Source organism: Proteus hauseri ATCC 700826, from assembly GCF_001654965.1.
GTDB lineage: Bacteria > Pseudomonadota > Gammaproteobacteria > Enterobacterales > Enterobacteriaceae > Proteus > Proteus hauseri.
The window spans coordinates 82093-104363 of sequence record NZ_LXEV01000036.1 but is presented as its reverse complement, the minus strand read 5'-3'; the positions used below and the strand labels follow the sequence as shown (position 1 = coordinate 104363).

Below are 22271 nucleotides of genomic sequence, written 5' to 3'. Positions count from 1 at the left end.
TATCTCCTGTTATGGCTTAGTGCTGACTAATTGAGTCAGTGTATCTTGATCAATGGGCTCAATCGCGATGCCATCACTGAGTTTTATTTGACCAGATGAGACCACGTGATCGCCAAGAGATAATCCCTCTTTGATCTCAATCAGGCCGTTGTAGCGCAATCCAACTTTCACAGAGACACGCTTAGCGATAAGGTTTTTTTGATTGTCGGATTGCGCTACAAACACGGTATCTCCATAGGCTGTATAAGTGACAGCGGTTTCCGGTACGGTTAACACCGATGGACTATTTGGAGATGTCACTTGAACGCGAGCAAACATACCCGCCTTCAATTGATTGTTTTCGTTTGGTAAAACAGCTTGTACTTGTACAGTACGAGAAGGCCCTATGAGTGGGTCAATGGCATTAATTTTCCCTGAAAATATGATGTTGGGATAAGCATCTACTTCAATATTAATTGGCTGTTTTGTTGAGATTTGTGGTGCAACTTGTTCATCTAATGAGAAATTTAGTTTTAGATGACTAGCATCAACCAAAGAGGCAACACGTTCACCCGCGTTCAGGTATTGTCCTTCGTGAACTTGTTTAATACCGACAATGCCATCGAAAGGTGCTTTAATAGTTTTTTGTGCAATACGCGCTTTTACTTCACGGATAGAGGCGGCAATCATATCGCGTTCTGATAATGTGCTATCTAATTGCGCGGCTGCTGCCACATTTTTGCTATAGAGCTGGCGAGTACGTGAATAGAGTTTTTCAGCATTTATGAGTTGCGCTTGTAATCGTAATAATTCAGCTTGTTCAGGTTCGTCATTTAGTTTTGCAAGTACTTGCCCTGCTTTAACAATTTGTCCTGATTCAAAATTAATCATTGCAATACGACCACTGGTTTCAGCGGCAAGGTAGACTTGTCGAGCTGCTTCTAATTCACCCACACCTTGCATATTGTTAGGAAGCTCTGAAGTTTGCACAATAGCTAATGCGACTTTCGTTGGTGGGTAAGTAACTTGCTGTTTTTCATCTTTATTAGAGGTTGTATTAGTGGCATAAACCATGACACCAGCACTCAATAAAAGCAGTGATACACAAAGAGACAGGGTTGTTTTTTTATTCATTTTGTTGCAGGTTCCCTAGTGATAATTTTCTATTTTTATGCGTTGGTTCTTTTCCATAACGCTCTGAAATGACTCGCTATTGCTATTGCCATTAATCCGCCGATGACTGAGATGTGCTCTATGGCGAAATATATCGACAACATGGCTACATCACCTGTCATATTCCAAAACGTATGTACAATCACAATGGTCAAAAATAAGAAAACAGCTAATGCGCCAGCACCAAGCCATAAATAGCTCTCAAAGAGCACTAAAAATGAGCTAGAAAATAAAATAATTATGGTGGCAATATTAAAAAACCAATCAGGGTTTAATCCAGCCGCTCGCATTTCAGCCAAACTATTTTCATAATCAAATACTTTGGCAAAACCAGATGAGATAAATAGTAATAAAATTAATAGCCGGGCAATGAACCACAATGTTTGGCTTTCAAGAATACGGGCAATTGAGTTAGGCATTTATCGATCCTCAACAAGCTTAAAAATTTAAATCAGCTATCCCACTGACTTGACTTAGTGAGAAGAGGGGGTGACTATAAAACCTCAAGTTAAGTTGAGGTCAAGCGGAAGAATGGAAAAAGAGAAAATAGATTTTAATCGCGCATTAACTGTTGGAGAGGTTGCAAAACGAAGTGGTGTGGCAATATCAACACTGCATTTTTATGAAGAGAAAGGATTGATTGAAAGTTATCGAAGTGCAGGTAATCAGCGACGATATCCACCAGTTGTATTGCGTTATATTGCAATTATTAAAGCTGCCCAAAGTACGGGGATCCCATTAAAAGAAATTCAAGAGATCCTTGGAAAATACCCACCTAACAGTAAATTAACCGCAGATCAATGGCACGAAATATCAACGGATTGGAAAGTGAGATTAGATGAACGAATTCGTCGCCTTAAACGGCTGCGCAATGGGCTTGATCACTGTATTGGCTGTGGTTGCCTTTCTTTAAGTGATTGCCCATTGCGTAATCCAGATGATGTATTGGGTGAAAAAGGGCCAGGAGCGCAAATTTTATAATTTATAATGAAAATGTTGTGCTATCAGGTTTGAAAAATTCGGCGTACTCTTCTTGGTTATCTATCATTCCCGTCATTTCTAATACAAATTGATGATAAATACCTTGAAAAGAAAGGTAAGAGAGTAAAGCTTGATTAATTATCTCTTTATTCTCAGTCTGTTCTAGTTCACTTTTTTGATGAGTATAAGTTAAGAGTGCGAGTTGACGTTTTTCTTTTAATGTTTGATTTACTTCGTTTTTTACATCAAAGCGCTTAAGGAAATTCAGCACATCTTTGGGGGTGTTAATGGACTCTTTTTGTAGTTGCTGATAGAAATAGGGATTTAATGTCGCCATTAATGGATCAAACTGAGCATTGCCTAACGAGGATGAAGAAATTGATGTTGGTCGCTGTATTGATTGCTGATTATGTAGGCTATGTGATGAATTTAAGGCATCAATCTTCATTATTGACCTCACTATCTATATCAGAGTCGAATTTAGAATTAGGTTGAACTTGTGTATCATCCAGCTCATCGAATTTAGAAATATAATTAATTAATATCTCTTTGATTTCTTTATTAAAAATAGGTTGATAGCTTTCAGTAAAAGGTTGATGAAACTGCGATTGTAGATCTTTTATTAAAAGAGCAGGATCAAAAAAGGTAATTTGATCACCTGTATTCATTGATATCACGGTACTATTATGAGTAACAAATTCTATATTTTGATTATTAAGCGCTTTTTCGAGGTAATCCTTTAAAGTAGCGGGTATTTCCAAGGTGATCTTTTTATTTGATGGCGATATAGCTATAAGACGTTGGGTTAATTCAATTTGTATTTCTGGTGACTGAAAAAATTGTGCAATAGTTGCCGTTATTTGTTCTCTTTGTTTTATTTCATACTGTGATAATTTATCTTGATATTGTGCACAAAATCGTAATATATCTCCCAGTAATGTTTTTAATCCGTTGCTATATGCTTTTTTTATAAAAATTTCTTTTTTTAACTCTAGTTTTTTATCTATATCTTTAATTAATTTTTTAGCTCGATTTTTTGTTACTAGGTTTATTTTATGAATATCATCCAGTTGTCGAATATAACGGGCTTGTATAATTACACCTTCACAAGTGTATTTTAAAAGTGTTTCAGGCAGTGAGCGCAGCATAATTTAATACCAAAAGAAAAAGAGAATGAGATAAAACAGGAGAATCAGATAATGTTATTTGTGACATTTGAATATCAAAAAGAAAAATAAATCGTTGGGATAATGCTAACGAAATAGTAGAAATAAAATGAAAGAGTAAATGATAACCAATGGTGAGAGGCGGTACTCCCTGAAATTGATTATCATTATTTATATTAACAATAGGATATAATGATAAAAATGCCTGTAGCGATTTATCTAAACGATAATAATTTTCGGATAGTAAAATAGAATTACGCGAGTAAAAATAACCAAGAAATAGTGCACAACGAGGAAGTAAGTGCCAATAATTAATTATTTTTTCTGTAATACTATTGATAGGACAATCTAATTCGGTCATTAGATTATATTGATTAATTAATTTACTATTTGCGAGTTTTTGCCAGACTGAATGATCGCTTGTAGAGGCTAATGTAGGATAGCTAGAGTGAATATAGCTCAGAGGGTCATACATAATGCCCGCAAATAGCTCAAATTGTTTAGCTGTTAGATTCATTTTCTTTCTCAATTAGAGTCATTTTTTTATGACGATAAAACATAAGAATGACAGCAAAAATAATGACAACTCCTACTAATAATAAAGAAAAGAAGATCCACAGATTAGAGAGTAGAAAGTTGTTTTCTGATGAGGTTTCTTTTCTTATCATATTGAATTTATTTATATTTCTCGGGTAAAGTAATACGGTTATATTATCCTCATCCATATCGTTAAATGCATTATGGATAAAGGCTCGTATATCTTCGCCAAGTTGATCGCTATTAATTATGCTGTCTTCATAAAAAATAAGCGCAGAAGAGTGAGGTTTTGGAATAATACGATCAGTCGGAGAAAGTGGGTAACTGATATGAACTCTTGCATCAATAATATGATCAATAACGAGTAAAGATTGTTCTAGTCGTTGCTCAATTGCTGAGATCAGTCGAGCTTTTTCTGCTTGTGGTGATGAAACCAATGCATCTGAAGGGAAAAGTTGAGTGACTTCAATGCGAGCAACAGTGGGTAACTGGTATTCTTCTAATATTTGAATCGCAAGAGCTACATCTTCTTGTTTTACTGCAATATCAAATAACCCTTTTCCAAGAGCTGCACGAGTGCTGGGTATTTGGTGTTTTTGCAAAACAGCTTGGACTTCAGTGGCCTGACGTTGGTCTAAATTGGTAAGTAGTGATTGCTCCTTACAACCACTTAACAATGAAGCCAAGCTGAATAGAAAAACAAAGAGTAAATATCGATTTTTCATTACTATTGTGCCTTGAGTAATGTTTCAACAATATTTAGTGATTTACGAGCAAGTGTGCTCGCTAAATTCATAGTAATCGTATAATCATTTAATGTTGTTTGTAATTTTGTATAGCTTTGAATATCAGAAAGCTGACTGAGTGATGCTAATTTCTCTTGAATCTGAGCTTCATATTGAAACCCATTAGCAACACTCGTTGTTATTATGGATGACAGCGTTTCATCGTTATTATTATCTTCATTTTTCAATGAAGATAAGTTAACGGAAGTAATAGGCGTAATAGCCATACGTTTTCCTCATATTAAAATTAGCGCATATTACCAATAATGCTCATTGCTAGATCTTTCACGACTTTAATCGATGTTGATTCTGCATTGCGAGTAATATTATATTCAGCTAATCTTGCTTGATAGTCTGCTAATGACGCTGCATTTGAACTATCTGTTTTTAAAGCTGCTAATGCAGATTTTAATGCATCGCTTTGGCTTTTTACCGGGTCTTTAAAATATTCATCGATATTTTTTATTGAACTCACATCTTCATTTGATATGGCTGGTGGGTTTGCGTCTGACATAATATAAATCCTCTTAATTTAAGTATTTGCTATAATCCTTGTGGGAAATAGCGATGTTGATTGTTAATAAAAATATACCCTTTATCTTCTTGTAACATTGATTTGTTTTTTAAATAAATATCGTCTATATTTTCATTATAAAAAATAAATTTTCTACCAAAAATAGAAGTCTGTTTTTTTATATAATTATCAAGAATGGCTTTGTTACCAGATGTTAACTTATCATCAAAAATAAATATAATTCCATTCTTTTTTTCTTGTATGGTATAACCAATACTTTGTGTAAATGAAAATTTATTAATATCATCAATTATTTTAGGTAGTGAAAATCTATTAATATTAGCTTGGCAGTTTAAAGGAAAAGATTTATTTATTGTTTTTATAATGCTCATCTCTTCATTTACATTATGATAAATAAAATTAATAATAGGTTTTTGTTTGTTTTTTAATATTAGGTTATAAATTTTATTATTGAGTGATGATTTAATATTTTTGATATCTATATATATAATATTACTATAGATTTGAGGTTTTTTGCTCCATTCAGAAAATGTATCATCATAAACACAGTAATAATCATTCTTCCCATTAAATCCTTTTAGATTTAAATTTTCTAAAGAATTTGGTGCTATTTTTTTTACTTCAATAGATGTAATCGATGATGGAGATATAAATAAAAAAAATAAAATTAAAGGTAGTATTATTAATAAAAATGTTCCTATTTTTATTTTTTTATTTTTTGAGATTTTTTTTGTTTTTTTTAAATGAATTGATGATAAAGGTGAGTTATCCTTGTTGCTAATTAAAAAAATAGGAATATCATTGAGATAAAAAACCTTATCTATCTCTAATTGGAATTCTTTTCCTATTTCATCTGCTATTTTACTATTTTCTATTTTAATTTTATTATTTTTTATATCTGAGGTATCAAGTGTAATAGATAGTGTTTTTTCTTCTGCTTCTTCATAACAAGGAATGTGAAGTACAGCGCTATCATTATTGATATCTTCTGATTGATTTTTATATAGAGAGATAAAATAATGGTTAGCAGTCAAGGGAAATATTGTTCCTTTCAATGGACCATGAAGAATATATAAATAATAGAACATAGAGTTAGCCTGATAATAAAACATTATTAATTTAATATAAATATAGTTTAGTTATTTTCCTCGAAAAATTCTTTTAAAAAAGATACATGTTTTTTATTTGTTATCTGATTTTATTTTATCGATGTGTTTTTTTAAATAATAAACGAAAACATCGTACTGTTTACTTTTATAGTTAATTATTGGTGATATTATTGTAAGAACATATAAAATAACAAAAGTAAGATTCCTTTCATTAACAAGTCTATGCGGTTAATTATTTTTGAAATTATTTGAGGTATTTAGCATGTTGATTAATGATATAAAAATAAGCGGTGATAAAAATATATTAATGGGGAATTCATTATTCTTTTGCATTCCTGATGGTAATGAGTTTCCTATTAAAATATGTGATGAAAAAAATAATAAAGTAATAAAAGGAAATGCATTTATTTATAGTGCGAAAACAAGTGATGTTGTTTTTCAATTTGAAAATAACTCATGGAAAATAGAAAAACGTTCTTTTTTTATTTGTGCTCGATTATTGGCGTTTATTGATTACGCTCGTGATTTTTCAAAAATGACAGCAATAGGATCTGAATTTGATATTAATCAACAGATTTTTTATATAGAAAATGTCAATGGAAGTTTGGAATATGTTTTGATTAGTGAAGCATTAAAAAAAGAAAGTCAGTTAGAACCACTTTTTGTCACGATAAGACATAGTGAAAGTTATTGGCTTATTTTGCATTTGATTAGTTATTTAGATGAGAAAAAAAGCAATATTGCACAAATAGGAGAGCGGTATGGTGTATCAGGTACACATTTTAGACGGTTGTGTAAACGTTATTTAGGTAACTGCGGTAAAAGTCAATTACGTTCGTGGAGAGCGGCATCATCTATTTTAACCACATTATCGACTGATGAATCTTTAACCCAAATTGCTGTAGATAACGGATTTAGTTCGGCATCTCATTTTTCTAATGAAATTAAGATGCTATTTGGTATTACTCCGACTGAATTTCGTCGAATTGGTCATCTTCTTTATGAAAATAAAAAATAAGATTTATTGTATTGTTGCACTAGTTCTATGCTGTAGTTTTACTGTTCAAACACAGGCTACAGAAGGAAAAGTAATTTATACACATCAGGTTAAAAAACCAGATATGTTTATAGCTGTAGATACAAGGATTGAACAATTTTTTTATGTGCTATCAGATAAACTAAATAAACCATTCATTCTCAGTAATTCTGTTAAAAAGATGAGAATAACAGGAAATTTTGACATTTCTTCACCTGAAGAAGCTTTTGAGTTGATAGTAAGAAGAATGTCATTACTTTATTTTAACGATGGTAAATCAGTTTATGTTTATGACAATAACGAAATACGGCAAGAGCTTTTTCAAGTCAAAAACATAGATATGAACGAGCTTAAAGACTATTTACAAGATGTTGGATTATATGATCAACGCTTTCCATTACGATCTGGTAGAGATCAACGAACCTTCTATATTTCTGGTGCTCCAATTTATATTAAATTAGTAAGGGCTGCGGCTGATTATTTAGATAATAATGCTCAAGAACAAATAAATGAAAGTACTAATAATCAAGTACCAACAGGAAGCTCTCGTTATGGCGATGAGTTTGTACAAATTTTTCAATTAAAAAATATATTCGTTCAAGACAGAACATTTTCTTTACGAGACGAAAAGGTGGTATTACCAGGGATTACTTCTGTTCTACAGCAATTATTTATGTCATCAGCTAACGATACAAAGAATGCGAGATCTGCTCATATAGTAGGCGGTACAAATGTATCACTAGAAAGTAATGGAGAAACTGATGATGAACAGGATAATCAAATCGATAATTTATCGAGTTCTTCAATTATCACAAAAATAGGTCAATATAATGTTGAGCTAGTGCCATTACCTGCATCAAATAGTTTATTAGTTAAAACTAGCAAAGAAGGATTAGCATTAATCAGTAATTTAATTTCTCAACTAGATAAGCCAAAACGACAAGTAGAATTATCGTTATGGATTATTGATATTTCTAAAAATACGGCAGATAGCTTAGGTGTAAATTGGCAAGCAAGCTATGGATCAAATAAAGGTTCATTCTTTTTTAATTCTGCAAGTTTAAGTGCTGCATCTGGATTAAATTTTTTGGCAAAAATTAAAGCATTAAGTGAAAATGGCGAAGCTCAAATGGTTTCTCGCCCTATTATTTTAACTCAAGAAAATACACCAGCTATTTTTGATAATAACACTACATTTTATACTCAAATTAAAGGTGAGCGAGTTGCTTCATTAGAATCAACGACTTTTGGAACAATGATTAGTGTATTACCAAGAATAAATGAATTGAATAAAGAAATTGAGATGGTCATTGATCTTGAAGATGGAGCAGAGAAAAAAGATAGTAATGGTGATGATGAAAAAGTTGAGAACTTACCGGTTATTAATCGAACAAATATTAGTACTGTTGCTCGTGTTTCAGAGGGGGGAAGTTTATTAATTGGTGGCTACACTCGTGAGAATAATATTAAAGCTGAGTCTAAAGTACCAGTATTAGGTTCAATACCGTTAATTGGAGGGTTGTTTCGTTATCATTCTGATAATAATAATAAAATGGTGCGTATATTTATGCTACAGCCTCGTTTACTAGAAAAAACAGAGACAGAATTAATGGAATCTTTAACTCAAAGTCCATTTAAACCTATTAATAAGAAAACATCACAAGCATTGCAGCAACTTCAAATATTTATGAGATAAAGTAATGATTGGATCGATTAATAGTACTACTTCTACAACGATAGCAACTAAAGAAAGTCATATTAGTAAAAAAAGTCAACAAGAAACAGAATATAAACAGCCTAATATAAGTGAAAAACAAAATTATCAAAATCAGTTAGCTGAGATCGCTGATGATATGTCTATGGTTGCGACACAGTTTTCACAAAATTTTAGTAAACGATTAGATAGAAAAGCAGATAAAGGTAAAAATACTCTTTATATAACAGAAGAAGGAGCAGATAGAAAACTTAATAAAGTAATGATGATGTTTAAAAAATCAGGACGAAGTTTGCAAGAATTGCTTAGCTTTTTACGTAAAATATTCCCCGATGAAAGTGACCTCATCATGGCATTACGAGAGCTATTAAGAAAAAAAAAATTAGGTGCGCAATTAGATGCAGGTATAGAGAATGAAATAAATTACTTACTCAATAGTGAAAATGCAAAAAATATTCGCGCAGGGATAAATGTAGCTCTTCAGGCGAAAACATTTGCTAAATTACTTTCTTTAAATCCATCCTCTTTACGAGGATTATATCGTAACTATCTTAATCTAGATCTAGATCCTATTTATTTTTTTAAATTATGGATTAATGAGTATGATATTACTCAATGCAATATTATATTAAATTTTCTTACTCAAAGTTTGGTTTGTGATATGCAATCATTAATGCCAAGTTGTTCTCAAAGCTCAGAATTTGGTCAATTATTAGGGCGTGTTAATAAACTACGTGGTTTATATAGCTTTATTGATATAAGTATGAGGGTTTTTTCTAGAGAAGAACTCAAGAACACAATGACGGAAAAAGATCTTTATAAAATAATACTATATGGAATGACATATCCAGAAGAAATGAATAAATTTTTATCTGACTTATTAAATAACAAATGGCTTAATTTTTTTATAAATATAAAAATGAAGTTATTACAAGAGATAAAAAGTATGTTTAATAAGTATCCTGAATCATTATATTTATCTGATGAGTTTAGAGAAAGTTGCCAAATAATAATACAAAAGCTTATAGATAAATATATTTATGTAGAACAATATCAAATAAGAAAATAATATAATAAACCAATAATAATTAATGGATAATTCTATGATTTATAGATTTCTTTTGGCAATAAAAAATAGGCCAGAACTTATAGTGCTAGCTATTATGATCCTTGTGATCATGATGTTAATTATTCCATTACCAACTTATATTGTTGATTTTTTAATAGGATTAAATATCACCATTGCTCTACTTATTTTTATGAGTTCATTCTATATTATAAAAATATTGAACTTTATGACGTTCCCTGCACTATTACTCATTACCACGCTTTTTCGCTTAGCTCTTTCTATTAGTACTAGCCGATTAATTTTATTAGATGCTGATGCTGGTGAAATTATTACTTCTTTTGGTGAATTTGTTATTGGTGAAAATTTAGTTGTGGGTTTTGTCGTTTTCTCTATTGTTACTATTGTGCAATTCTTGGTTATTACGAAAGGTTCTGAGCGAGTTGCCGAAGTTGCTGCACGTTTTTCTTTAGATGGTATGCCAGGAAAGCAAATGAGTATTGATGCTGATTTGAAATCAGGCATCATTACTAATGAAGAGGTGCAAATAAGAAGAAAAGAGTTAGGGCAAGAAAGCCAACTTTATGGTTCATTTGATGGAGCAATGAAGTTTATTAAAGGTGATGCAATCGCCGGTATTGTGATTATTTTTGTTAATTTAATAGGGGGGATATCTGTTGGTATGGCACAAATGGATTTATCTATTTCGCAAGCCTTACATACCTATACACTATTAACAATCGGTGATGGATTAGTTGCTCAAATACCTGCATTACTTATTTCTATTAGTGCTGGGTTTATAGTCACTAGAGTTGGAGGTGAAAATAAAAACTTAGGTTTTAGCATAATGAATGAGCTATTAGCTCAAGATTTTGCTTTACTAGTTACAGCAATACTTGCTTTTATTATCGGTTTTTTACCTGGCTTTCCTACCCCTGTTTTTCTTATATTATCTGCAATGCTAGGAGGTTATTTCTTTAGAAAACAATGGAAAAATAAGAAAAAAGAAAAAACAACTATACTTAATAATGAAAGTAGTGAAGATAAAAAAGAAGAAGTAGAAGGTAAGAAAGGGTTGATTTCGAATCTTTTTTCTGGAAAGAAAGATGAAGAGGAAAATAGTTTATTAACTGAAAGTATTTCACTTTCACAAGCAGAAACAATACCTTTAATTATTACAGTATCAGATAAGAAAAAAACATACCTAACGAAAATAGTATTTGATAAGTGGCTAAAAAAAGAATTTATATTACAGTATGGTGTATTATTGCCTGATATAAACATTCATTATTCTGAAGTAATTGATGAAAATAAAGTTCTTATTTTAATTAATGAAGTAAAAGCGGAAGAATTTGATTGTCCATTTCCTTTGAATTTTGTTGAAAATCCTAATGATGAATTTATCTCGCTAGGATTTAAAATGATAGAATTAGAAGATGAAAATATAAAAAATTATTGGATAGATGAAAAAGATAAAGAAAATTTAGAAGAATTAGGGTATATATTAAAATCACCAGAGTATTTTTTTTATAAAAAATTCTCCAATTTAATGACATTAAATATTGTTGAGTTTTTAGGAATACAAGAAACAAAAAATATTTTAGATAAAATAGAAGAGAAATCCCCAGAGCTTTTGAAAGAATGTTACCGACAAGTTTCTATTCAACGAATTAATGAAGTATTACAGCGCCTTATACAAGAGAAAATACCTATTAGAAATATAAAAACAATTATTGGTGGGTTAGTTCAATGGGGTAGTAAAGAAAAAGATCCAATACTATTAACCGAACATATTCGAACATTACTCTCACGCTATATTAGTCATTTTTTCTCAAAAGATAATTGTATTAATGTAATTATATTATCTCATGAATTAGAAGATATTATTCGAGGTGGAATAAGGCAAAGTTCTTCAGGAACGTTTCTAAATTTAGAGCCAAGTGAACTTGATATGATAATAGAAAAAATAACACTGGCGATAGATGATATAAAGTATATCCAAAATTATGTATTTTTAACCGCAATAGATATAAGAAGATTTGTAAGGAAATTGTTGGAATCCCAATATCCACAATTATCAGTATTATCTTATGATGAAATATCATCAGATATTGAAATTAATGTTTTGCAATCTATTTAGGAGATGTTATGTCTTTTGATCTTGCCAGTTTAATAATGGATTCGATGAATGTAATTGGTCGCAATGATCTTTTTTCAGAAGGGAAGTCTATTGATAACCACTCAACAATTACAATTAGTTTAGGAGAAATGCCTGACATTAATTTATTAGTTGTGGATGATGTTCCTATGATTTGGTCCGTATTACGTGATTATGATGAAAGCTTATTAAAGCAATGTGGATCTGAAATGTTAATCGATAATATTAACAATCAAACTGAAAGCTTTTATCCGGGGCAACCTGCGTTAGTAAAAGTTGAATCAGAATTAGAATTACGTGCTTCTTTTATGCCTATTGCCCTACAAAATGGCGAATCTATGGCAAAAGCAATTGATGAGTATTTCCAAGTTATGAATAGAATACATCAGCAATTTATTGGTTAATAATGAATAACGCATTTTCTATTTTTCATTACGCAGCACATCCCACTCGAATACAAGGAAATATTCTTGAAGTGATGCTGCGTAATGTATTTATTGGCGAAATTTGCCTAATAAAAGAATCTATTACCAGTGAAAAAAATATTGGTGAAGCCATTGTTATTGGATTTCGAAATGGCGTGACTATTTTAAGTATGATGGGGAGCTCTCAGGGATATTCTTTACAGGTAATTATAGAGCCAACGGGAAATTCATTTTCTGTTGCGCTGAGTCCTAATGTATTAGGCAGTATGATTGATATAAAAGGAAATTGTTTGTTTCGTTTTAATGATAATAAAATTGTTGACGATGTATTTTATACGAATTTTCCCATAGAAGGTCATCCGCCTTTATTTAGTGAAAGAAAACCAATTACAACGATATTTAAATCAGGAGTTCGAGCTGTTGATGGATTGTTGAGTTGTGGATTAGGCCAACGAATGGGAATTTTCGCAAGTGCAGGGACGGGCAAAACAATGTTGATGAATATGTTTATTCGTTTTTCTCAAGCTGATGTTTTTGTTATTGGATTAATTGGTGAAAGAGGAAGAGAAGTTACAGAATTTATCGAAGAATTAAAACAAGATAAACGATGTGAAAAAACGGTATTGATTTGTTCAACATCGGAACAGCCAGCTATTGAGCGTTGTAATGCTGCTTTAGTTGCAACAACAGTTGCTGAATATTTTCGGGAGCAAGGAAAAAATGTTGTTTTATTTATTGATTCTATGACTCGTTACTGCAGAGCATTGCGAGACGTTGCGTTGACCGCCGGTGAACTGCCAGTTCGTAAAGGTTATCCTGCCTCTGTATTTGATAAATTACCTGCTATTTTAGAACGACCAGGCGTTACAAATAGTGGTTCTATTACGGCATTTTACACGGTTTTACTAGAAAGTGATGATGAGCCTGATGCTATTGGTGAAGAAATCCGCTCTATTCTTGATGGGCATATTTATCTTTCTCGCAAGATTGCCGCTTCGGGACATTATCCAGCTATCGATATTTTAGGAAGTGTTAGTCGTGTTTTTCAACAAATCACTAGTATTCAGCAACAAAATGCAGCGTTAAAAATAAGACAAATTTTGATGCGTTTGCAGGATATTAAATTACTACAAGAGCTTGGTGAGTATCATCATGGTGAAAATGAATTAAATGATGATGCAGTTAATAAGCAAGCTTTAATTGAAGCTTTTCTTATTCAATCATATAAAGAAAATGCTGAATTTCAACAAACATTGAAACAACTCTATGCGCTTGCCTCTTAACCAGCAACAATTAATTGATACTATTGCGAAACGACAAAAAAGAATAGAAAACGAGCAAAAAAAGAATCAACAGTTAATTACTGAAGCTGAAGTAAAAAAACTAGAGCAACAACAATTATTTCTTGCCTTAAAAAAGGAGGTTCCTACATATGAAAAAGCAGGAATTTATTCTTTAATTTCACTAAATCAACAGAAACGTAAACAAGCTATTATTTTATCATCATTAAATTACAGCACTGCTCAAATTAAAGAAATTGAATATAAAATAGATCAGTTAAAAATTGATAGTCTAGAGTTAAAAAAAAATAGACTGCGTAGTATAAAAAAACAAAATAAAATGAAGCTTTATTTTGAAAGAAAAGCATTAGAAAAAGAGTTATATATTGAACGATTAGAACAAAATGAAATACAGGAGATGGCATTATATGATTCACATAATATCTAACGGTAATAAAATAAGTTTGAATTCAATGAGTGAATTGAATTCAAATGGTATTTTAAAATCTGTATTAAAACTAGACCATGTAATGTACGACAGTTTTGATAGTTCAAAACTATCGCCTGAAAATATAATAAAATTAAAGAAAAAATTAAATTTAATGGAGGGCTTAAGTAAAAAAGAAAGTATATTAACAAAAAAAAACTCATTTGAAGAAGTAAATGAAAATAAAGATGTTGAAGAAGAAAAATATGATGAAAAACAACTTGAAAATACGGAGGGCTTGTTGTTAAATCAACAAGATTTTTTTTATTATACCTATAATGATTTGAAGAGATTACATATTAAACAAGGTGTAAATTCCATTCAGAATAAAAATCATCATGTACATACATGTATAATAAAAACGAATGTTTCTGAACAAGGACCGCAATTAAATTCTCAAGAAAAAAAAGAAGTATCTAAATTAAAGACCAAAGTGGATATATCTAAAACTATTAAAATAGAAGATAAAAAGAGCACCTTAATATCAAAAAAAGTAGAGGGTAATTTATATTCTAAGATATTAGGTGTAAAAAATAAAAATAGTCCTTCTTTTTTTAAAGAAAAAAGTGAATTTGAAAATGCAGATAATACTCAATTTAAGGCACCTTTTGTAGCAGAGCCTCAATCACAAATTTTCGAAGAATCTCAATCACAAAAAAATACTATCGATTTACATCTAATTAAAGATAAATATGATGATTATTCCGATGTTAAATCTAAATACACTGAAGTAGAACAAAATATTTTTAGCAACAAAATAAACAAAAATAGTAGTAATATTAAAAACATTAAGAAAAACGGAATATCATCATTACATGAAGGAATAAATTCAGATGTAAAAATAGAGGCAAAGAGAAAAAAAGAAAAAATAGCTGACCCAGAAAGTATTATATTTTCTAGTGTTACAAACCCAAAAACCTCACCATCGATAGCGTTATCTGAAACAACAGACAAAATACTTGATATCTCTTCGTGGAAAATATTACATAAACATGTATTAAGTATTACTCAGCCACCAAGTATTACTTATGTTTTCAAACAATGGGGAAGTGATATCCATCAAATGAAAATTAATTTCATTGATAGACAAGTGCAATTAATTGCATCTACAGGGCGTGTTTATCAATCATCTATAGATAATTCTAATCAATATCAAGGCCGACTTTCTCTTGCATTAAATTCTGAGAATAAAAGTATGCATTGGCATATTAATGCTATTGACTCGAGTGTTGATAAAGAGAGTGATAAAGAATGATTAGCGAGCTCGATTTAAAAAAGGTAGAGCTCAATAATAAAGATAACGATACAATAAAAATATTATCATCTTTATTTACTCCTCAAGCAGTAAAAGTATCTGAACACTATTTTGTAATCAAGGGAGAAAGTTTTTCTGGCTCATTTACTGGATTAGTTTCGGTTAATCAAGCTATGGATATTGCTTATCCTAAAAAAAATATTGATTGGACACTAGTGCCTTTTTCTTATCTACAATCACTTCTTTCTATGATTTTCTCACAAATATTATTTCCTTTTTCAAAAGAACCAATGATGCTGTTTATCGATAATATTTTGATAAATGATCAAAAAGAAATACTTTACCCTGTAGTGAATACTGAAATAGGTGATGTATTTATTAGTAATATAAAAGGAAAATATGAATGGGTATCTTTATCAGGAAAAAGAATAGGATCAATAGCTAAGTTTAATTTTGGCTACAGTAAAATATCAATTTCCTTATTAAGAACGCTTTCTTTAGGTGATATTTTTTTAATTGATAATGTTTCATTGTTGCTTTTCATTGGTGAAAAAAAATGGATGGGCTTCAAATGGAAGGGGGAAGATATTGTGGAATTAAATAAACTATCTGATGATTTAGAAATAGAAGAAAAAACAAATATTGAAGAGGTATCACAAGAAAAGAAAGATCTAAAATCTATCGGTACGATTCCAGTTACTGTCTCTTTTTTATTGGCTAGTAAAGTTTTATTGATTGAGGAAATCGAAAGTTTGGTAGCAGGACAGCAGATTTCATTACCAGAAAATACTTCTCGTAATATTACATTGACTGTAAATGGAACACCAATTGCTCAAGGTGAACTTATTCAGGTTGGTGAAAGATTTGCTGTAGAAATTCAGCATTTATATCCTTCTTGCGAGTAAATATATGGATAGTTCAACAAACTTAATTTTAATATTAGCTGTTGCGACGTTAGCACCTTTTATTATTGCAGCTGGAACATGCTATCTAAAATTCTCTATTGTTCTTGTTATGACCCGAAATGCACTTGGTGTTCAGCAAGTTCCTTCTAATATGGTTCTTAATGCTATTGCGTTGATGATGGCGTTATTTGTAATGACACCTATAGCAAAAAATACATATCAATACCTTATAGATAATCCTATTGATATATCATCACCCGATTCTTTTGAACAGTTTTCGGATGATGCATTAGGAGAATATAAACAATATTTATATAAATATTCCGAACCGGAATTATTAAGTTTTTTTGAAGAAGCTCAAGGCAATAGACCTAGTGGTGATGGTAATAAAGAAAATATAGAGAGCTCTTTATTATCCTTGTTACCTGCATATGCATTAAGTGAAATAAAGTCTTCCTTTATTATTGGATTTTATCTTTATTTACCTTTTATTGTTATTGACTTAGTTGTTTCATGTATTTTATTAGAACTAGGTATGATGATGATGAGCCCAATTACATTATCAGTACCATTAAAGTTAATTTTATTTATTGCAATGGATGGTTGGACATTATTATCGAAAGGATTAATTAATCAATATTTGGATTTAATGGCGGTGAATTAATGGATATGGTCTATGCTGCAAATAAAGCCATTTACTTGGTTATTGTACTTTCTGCTGGACCTATTGCAATAGCAACTTTTATTGGACTTGCTATTGGATTATTGCAAACAATTACTCAAGTACAAGAACAAACATTACCTTTTGGTATTAAATTAGTAGGTGTTCTTGTTTGTTTATTAATAACTATGGGATGGATGAGTGATAAAATATTAGTGTATGCAAAAGAGATGATAACAATAGGATTATCAGGATAAATAGTATGTTAATATTATTTGAACATATAAAATTTTATTTAGTTGATATCTTTTTGCTAGCTGCGAGATTACTTCCCACTTTTATGTTTATACCATTTTTAAATAGTCGGGTGTTAAACAGCCAATTATTAAAATATATCGTTGTTTTTTATATGGCTATGGGTATAAAACCTAGCATTCTAATTGTTGAATCTATAAGAAACTTATGGGGTATTGTTTTAATCAGTGAATTAATTGTTGGCATTTTTATTGGATTATTACTTGCTACACCATTTTGGATAGCATCCGCTTTTGGTGAGTTTATTGATAACCAAAGAGGGGCCAGTATTGGTGATACTATAAATCCAACCACAGGTATTGAATCTTCTGAATTTGCATCATTAACAGGGTTATTTTGTGTAGCTTACTTTTTATCAACAGGTGGGTTACCAATATTAATGAACACATTAAAAGATAGTTACGATGTTTTTCCGATTGGATATTTTAATAATAAAATTGGATATGTTTTTATCGGTAATTGGTTAAATAATATGATAAAAACTGCAATTATTTTAGTTTCTCCTGTTTTAGTTATTATGTTTTTAAGTGAAGTTGCATTAGGTGTTTATTCTTTATTTTGCCCCCAGTTGAATGCATTTTCATTATCATTATGTATAAAAGGTATAATTGCATTTGTATCATTATTATTATTTTTTACTTCTGCACTGACAAATGAATTATCTGAATTTTTTAATAATAGATACTTTTATGAAATTTTTATGAGTATTTATCATGGCTGAAAAAACAGAAAAACCGACTCAGAAAAAGCTTGATGACTCAGCAAAGAAAGGCCAAAGCTTTAAAAGTAAAGAGTTAACCTCAGGTCTAGTTTATATTGTTGGTATTATGTACCTATTCCATCAAGTTAATTTAGATGAATTTAGTCGGTTTTATCAATCATTATTACTGCATCCTAGAAATATCACGTTAAAAAGTTATGTAGAAATAATAGTAAAAATATTCTTTGACATTGTTTTGCCTATATTAGCTGTTACTATTTTGTCGGGAACAATTCCTTCATTATTTTCATCACGATTTAAGTTAGCGACAGAAGCTATAAAGTTTGACATTAATCATATTAATCCTATTTCTGGGTTTAAAAAAATATTTAATATGAGAACGGTAAAGGATTTTTTTAAAACATTATTATTTATACTTGTATTTTTTATTACTTGTTATTTATTTGTTATTTTACATGGGCATGAGGTATTTTTATTATATCGATCTAGTTTAGAACAGGTTATTGATAAATGGTGTTCTCTTGTTATTAATTTTATATTTGTTTTCTTTGTGTTATCTATACCTATTCTTATTTTAAATATTATTGCTGATTTTTTTCTCTTTATGAAAGATATGATGATGGAAAAGCATGAAGTAAAACAAGAAAATAAAAATATGGAGGGTGATCCAGAAATAAAATCAACACGTAAACAGCTACATCAAGAACTACTTGATGAACCAATGAAGCAAGTTATTCGTGATTCGTCAGCTGTAATTGTCAATCCTACGCATGTTGCTATTGGTATCTATTTCGAACCAGATAATGGCATTATGCCTTTAGTTTCATTACGTTGTATAAATGCACAAGCATTGGCTGTTAAGACTTATGCAAAAAAAATTGGTACACCTGTTGTACGTTATCCTGAACTAGCAAGAAAAATTTATCATAAATATCATTTATTTGAAGTAATGATGGATAACGATTTATTAGATGTTATGGATATTTTAATTTGGCTTAAGAGGATAGAAATAGAAGGTATGCTAAGAGAAGAAATGGATTATATAAAAAATAATTAAATATTAATTATAGTTTGAATTTAAATGATAAAAAACATGTTTATTTTTATAAATATGGGTGTGTGTTTTATTAAAGTAATTAAATAATAACTTATTTAGTATCTAACCATTAATTATTCATCTTGGATGAAAGGATTAACATAATGTCATTATATGAAAAAATGTCAGAAAAAGAACTTGACCAATTAGCAAGCTACATTGTTTCGATTGTTCAAAATGGAACTTCACTTAAGGACGAAAGCTCAATTCCAGAAGGATTTATGGAAGGAATTTATTCATTTGCTTATGACTTCTACCAGAAAGGAAAACTGGATGAAGCTGAGGCTATTTTCAAATTTTTATGTCTTTATGATTTTTATAATGTCTATTATATCATGGGGTTAGCTGCAGTTAATCAATTGAAAAAACAATACCAAGCTGCTGTTGACCTTTATGCACTAGCTTATCTTAATGCTAAAAATGATTATCGACCGGTTTTTTATGCAGGACAATGTAATTTATCTTTAGGTGAAAAAGAAAAAGCAAAATATTGTTTTAATCAAGTTTTTGAAAAAATAAATGATAAATCAATAAAAGAAAAAGCCAAAGTTTATTTAGAGTCATTAAAAGATATACCACTTATTCTTATTGAAGAAACTAATAAGGAAGAACAATATGAGTGAGAAAATAAATAGTGACCATAATATAAAGGTCGTTTTCTCCTCTTTGATTAGTCATGAAGTGGAAAAAATGAAAAAAAATAATATTAATGAGTCTCAAAGAGTCGCTGCAACTGTTAATTCTCATTATATAACATATAAACTTTCAGATGAAAAAAAACATAATGATGCACCTATATTAAGAGCACCGTTGGAACAAGAAAAAAGCAATGAAAAAATTGATTTAAAATCTGATTCTAAGTATAAAATTGGCGCTTTTTCTGTTCAAGATAAACAAGGGGGTTTTATCTTGAAAAGTTCTAATATGACAGAGGGTTCTTTATCTAGGAATAAGAAAAATGAATTATTAACGGTTCGAAAAAATTTTTATGATGATGAAAATAATAATTTATTAAGTTCTCATTTAGAAGAAAAAAAACATGAATCGATATTATCCAATAAGCAAAATAAATTATCTAATAAGATAGAAAATAGTCCAACCCCGAAGTTAAGTACTGAGCCATCGAAGAAAGAAAACTCAACTTACGACTTCTTATACCTTCAATTATCTTATCAAAACCTTATACACCAAAATATTTTAGATAAAATTAAAAATACAGATAAATATGAATATTATCTAAATAGATTAAAAGATCTTTCTAAAGGCGTTGATGGGTTAAGAGAAAATTATAAACCTACTTTAGATAAAGTAAATAAATATAAAGATGCTTTTATTGATTATTGGATGGAAATCAATAAAGAGATAAAGGATAGGAAAATTACAACAGAGAGTAATCTTGCCGCATTTTTAGCTAATAAAAATATTAAAAACTCAGTTCTAAAAGATCTTCTTAGTAAGAAAATTAATAGTCGTGCAGAAATGGAAAATTTTTTAAAAAGCAACTTTTCATTTATGAATTTACCTAGTGATATTAGTAAGTTTGATTTATCTGAACTAGATAATTTATATAGTCAAATTTCTAGTTTCTTAGATAATGCTTTTAAATTTATGCCAAATGTAGTGATGAGTGAAGATAAGCTAAGTTCAATCTCTTCCCATCACAATGAACTGAAAGCATTGATTAATAAAAACCAGGATAAATCAATTAGCGATAGTTTAATTAGTTTACAAGAGCAATATCGTAATATTGTTGGCGTTCAAAGTAAGATTGAACTAGAAATAATGTCTGACTCTTTGTCTGGGATGGCTTTATTAACTTTTTTGTTAGCTAAGGTTCGTGAACTGACAATGAAAGTCATGCTGCAACGTTCTGAAAGTGAGCAAAAATTATTTGATGAGATGCAAGATGTTACAACAAGAACACTAAAAGAGAAAATTGAAGATCAAAAAGCCCAAATTAAAAAACAAGAAGAAATCCAATTTTGGGCTGGTATTGGATTAAAGATATTAGGAGGACTTTTAACGCTTGTTGCTGGTGTTGCGGCTATTTTTACTGCAGGAGCTTCGTTAGCACTGGTTGGTGTTGCGGTTGTGATGATGGTAGCAAGTGTGACTTTAACTGTCGCAGATGAGATTTATCAGGCTATTCATGGCAGTTCTTTTATGGAAGAAGCGATGAAGCCTATTTCAGAAGCGATAGGTGAGGCGATAGATAAAATTGCCGATTTCATTGTTGATATGTTGAACACTAGCCTCAATATCTTAAAAGATTTTGGTATGCCTACTGACATGCTAGAAAAAATGAAAGAGGCTATGAAAAATAAATTAAAAATGGCAATTAAAATAATTACCGGAGTTGCTCTTCTTATTGGTGCTGTTGCATTAAGTTTTGTGGCAGGTCCAGCTTCTAATGCATTAACGAGTGTTGCGCAAAAAGTATTTACTGAACAAGTTAAAGAAACTTTAAAGAGAATATTAAATGATTTTCTTGAAGCAATGCTAGGAAAAATGATTAAGCAAATTATTATTGAAGCTATGGAAGAGATGCTAAAAACATTTAATAAATTTTTATCTAAGAATATTGCTGGAGAAGCTTTAAATTTAGTACATAAAACTTTAGCGGTATCAAAATTAATGACAGCCGGTGCTGCAAATATAGTGAATATATATACTGCAACAATAACAGATAAAATTATTCGTTCTGTAGCCGAAAGTAAAAAGCTTGAGGAGATTTTAAAAATTATTCAACTATTAATGGATAGGTTAATGGAGAGTTATCATGAACAAGTTGAGTCACTTACTGAAATGCTGAATGCAATGAGTGAACAATCATCTATTAGTAATAAAACCAAATCAAATATTATAAAAAATATCTCTATTTGATATT

The 22271-nt window shown here is 30.2% G+C and carries 25 protein-coding genes; 16 read left to right on the top strand and 9 right to left on the bottom strand.

The genetic code is table 11. The features are described from left to right. Positions 1-9: 9 nt before the first annotated feature. On the bottom strand, positions 10-1113 hold the full coding sequence (locus M997_RS16665; protein WP_064721243.1) for an efflux RND transporter periplasmic adaptor subunit: 1104 nt from the start codon (positions 1111-1113) through the stop codon (positions 10-12). A 35-nt stretch (positions 1114-1148) separates the two neighbouring features. Next, entirely contained in the window at positions 1149-1571 is a 423-nt protein-coding gene (locus M997_RS16660) for a DoxX family protein (protein WP_064721242.1), read from the bottom strand. 112 nt (positions 1572-1683) lie between these two features. On the opposite strand from M997_RS16660, the gene soxR reads away from it, so the two are divergent. Further along, on the top strand, positions 1684-2133 hold the full coding sequence (gene soxR / locus M997_RS16655) for a redox-sensitive transcriptional activator SoxR (RefSeq protein WP_064721241.1): 450 nt from the start codon (positions 1684-1686) through the stop codon (positions 2131-2133). A 1-nt stretch (position 2134) separates the two neighbouring features. Here the strand turns inward: soxR and M997_RS16650 are convergent, their stop codons facing one another. From M997_RS16650 to M997_RS16620, 7 genes are read right to left on the bottom strand one after another with little or no spacing between them, the layout of a single operon-like run. Then, the gene (locus tag M997_RS16650) at positions 2135-2581 is read right to left on the bottom strand and encodes a hypothetical protein (RefSeq protein ID WP_064721240.1); all 447 of its coding nucleotides are present in this window, start codon (positions 2579-2581) and stop codon (positions 2135-2137) included. Further along, positions 2571-3281, bottom strand: coding sequence for a hypothetical protein (locus tag M997_RS16645; RefSeq protein WP_064721239.1), 711 nt, complete (start codon positions 3279-3281; stop codon positions 2571-2573). Before M997_RS16645 ends, M997_RS16650 begins: the two co-directional genes overlap by 11 nt. Continuing rightward, positions 3262-3816: a type III secretion protein gene (locus M997_RS16640; RefSeq protein WP_064721238.1), complete on the bottom strand. Its 555-nt coding sequence runs from the start codon at positions 3814-3816 to the stop codon at positions 3262-3264. Before M997_RS16640 ends, M997_RS16645 begins: the two co-directional genes overlap by 20 nt. Next, entirely contained in the window at positions 3800-4561 is a 762-nt protein-coding gene (sctJ, locus tag M997_RS16635) for a type III secretion system inner membrane ring lipoprotein SctJ (RefSeq protein ID WP_064721237.1), read from the bottom strand. The genes M997_RS16640 and sctJ overlap by 17 nt, the downstream gene beginning before the upstream one ends. A 2-nt stretch (positions 4562-4563) precedes the next feature. Continuing rightward, positions 4564-4848, bottom strand: coding sequence for a type III secretion system inner rod subunit SctI (gene sctI / locus M997_RS16630; protein WP_064721236.1), 285 nt, complete (start codon positions 4846-4848; stop codon positions 4564-4566). A 20-nt stretch (positions 4849-4868) separates the two neighbouring features. Continuing rightward, the gene (gene sctF / locus M997_RS16625; RefSeq protein ID WP_064721235.1) at positions 4869-5135 is read right to left on the bottom strand and encodes a type III secretion system needle filament subunit SctF; all 267 of its coding nucleotides are present in this window, start codon (positions 5133-5135) and stop codon (positions 4869-4871) included. A 29-nt stretch (positions 5136-5164) separates the two neighbouring features. Next, entirely contained in the window at positions 5165-6244 is a 1080-nt protein-coding gene (locus M997_RS16620) for a PrgH/EprH family type III secretion apparatus protein (protein ID WP_064721234.1), read from the bottom strand. A gap of 283 nt (positions 6245-6527) precedes the next feature. Here M997_RS16620 and M997_RS16615 point away from each other — a divergent pair, with 283 nt between their 5' ends. From M997_RS16615 to sctE, 15 genes are all read left to right on the top strand, one after another. Beyond that, positions 6528-7283, top strand: a complete 756-nt coding sequence (locus M997_RS16615; protein ID WP_064721233.1) for a helix-turn-helix domain-containing protein — start codon at positions 6528-6530, stop codon at positions 7281-7283. Then, the gene (gene sctC, locus M997_RS16610; protein ID WP_064721232.1) at positions 7267-8997 is read left to right on the top strand and encodes a type III secretion system outer membrane ring subunit SctC; all 1731 of its coding nucleotides are present in this window, start codon (positions 7267-7269) and stop codon (positions 8995-8997) included. The genes M997_RS16615 and sctC overlap by 17 nt, the downstream gene beginning before the upstream one ends. 4 nt (positions 8998-9001) lie before the next feature. Further along, on the top strand, positions 9002-10084 hold the full coding sequence (gene sctW, locus M997_RS16605; RefSeq protein WP_064721231.1) for a type III secretion system gatekeeper subunit SctW: 1083 nt from the start codon (positions 9002-9004) through the stop codon (positions 10082-10084). A 34-nt stretch (positions 10085-10118) separates the two neighbouring features. After that, the gene (locus tag M997_RS16600; RefSeq protein ID WP_064721230.1) at positions 10119-12221 is read left to right on the top strand and encodes an EscV/YscV/HrcV family type III secretion system export apparatus protein; all 2103 of its coding nucleotides are present in this window, start codon (positions 10119-10121) and stop codon (positions 12219-12221) included. Positions 12222-12229: 8 nt separating this feature from the next. After that, positions 12230-12643, top strand: coding sequence for an InvB/SpaK family type III secretion system chaperone (locus M997_RS16595; protein WP_064721229.1), 414 nt, complete (start codon positions 12230-12232; stop codon positions 12641-12643). A 2-nt stretch (positions 12644-12645) separates the two neighbouring features. Continuing rightward, on the top strand, positions 12646-13947 hold the full coding sequence (gene sctN / locus M997_RS16590; RefSeq protein WP_064721228.1) for a type III secretion system ATPase SctN: 1302 nt from the start codon (positions 12646-12648) through the stop codon (positions 13945-13947). Then, positions 13931-14392 (top strand): hypothetical protein, encoded by a 462-nt coding sequence (locus M997_RS16585; protein ID WP_064721227.1) that lies wholly within the window; start codon positions 13931-13933, stop codon positions 14390-14392. The genes sctN and M997_RS16585 overlap by 17 nt, the downstream gene beginning before the upstream one ends. After that, positions 14373-15686: a hypothetical protein gene (locus M997_RS16580; RefSeq protein ID WP_064721226.1), complete on the top strand. Its 1314-nt coding sequence runs from the start codon at positions 14373-14375 to the stop codon at positions 15684-15686. The genes M997_RS16585 and M997_RS16580 overlap by 20 nt, the downstream gene beginning before the upstream one ends. Beyond that, positions 15683-16591 (top strand): FliM/FliN family flagellar motor switch protein, encoded by a 909-nt coding sequence (locus M997_RS16575; protein WP_064721225.1) that lies wholly within the window; start codon positions 15683-15685, stop codon positions 16589-16591. Before M997_RS16580 ends, M997_RS16575 begins: the two co-directional genes overlap by 4 nt. 4 nt (positions 16592-16595) lie before the next feature. Further along, positions 16596-17255 carry an EscR/YscR/HrcR family type III secretion system export apparatus protein gene (locus tag M997_RS16570; RefSeq protein WP_064721224.1) on the top strand — a complete coding sequence of 220 codons (660 nt, stop codon included), beginning with the start codon at positions 16596-16598 and terminating at the stop codon, positions 17253-17255. Next, positions 17255-17509, top strand: coding sequence for a type III secretion system export apparatus subunit SctS (gene sctS / locus M997_RS16565; RefSeq protein WP_064721223.1), 255 nt, complete (start codon positions 17255-17257; stop codon positions 17507-17509). Before M997_RS16570 ends, sctS begins: the two co-directional genes overlap by 1 nt. A gap of 5 nt (positions 17510-17514) precedes the next feature. Beyond that, positions 17515-18288: a type III secretion system export apparatus subunit SctT gene (gene sctT, locus M997_RS16560; protein WP_064721222.1), complete on the top strand. Its 774-nt coding sequence runs from the start codon at positions 17515-17517 to the stop codon at positions 18286-18288. Continuing rightward, positions 18281-19345, top strand: a complete 1065-nt coding sequence (locus tag M997_RS16555) for an EscU/YscU/HrcU family type III secretion system export apparatus switch protein (RefSeq protein WP_064721221.1) — start codon at positions 18281-18283, stop codon at positions 19343-19345. Before sctT ends, M997_RS16555 begins: the two co-directional genes overlap by 8 nt. A 143-nt stretch (positions 19346-19488) precedes the next feature. Further along, positions 19489-20007 carry a type III secretion system translocator chaperone SicA gene (sicA, locus tag M997_RS16550; protein WP_064721220.1) on the top strand — a complete coding sequence of 173 codons (519 nt, stop codon included), beginning with the start codon at positions 19489-19491 and terminating at the stop codon, positions 20005-20007. Then, positions 20000-22267, top strand: coding sequence for a type III secretion system translocon subunit SseC family protein (gene sctE, locus M997_RS16545; protein WP_064721219.1), 2268 nt, complete (start codon positions 20000-20002; stop codon positions 22265-22267). The genes sicA and sctE overlap by 8 nt, the downstream gene beginning before the upstream one ends. Positions 22268-22271: the final 4 nt, after the last annotated feature.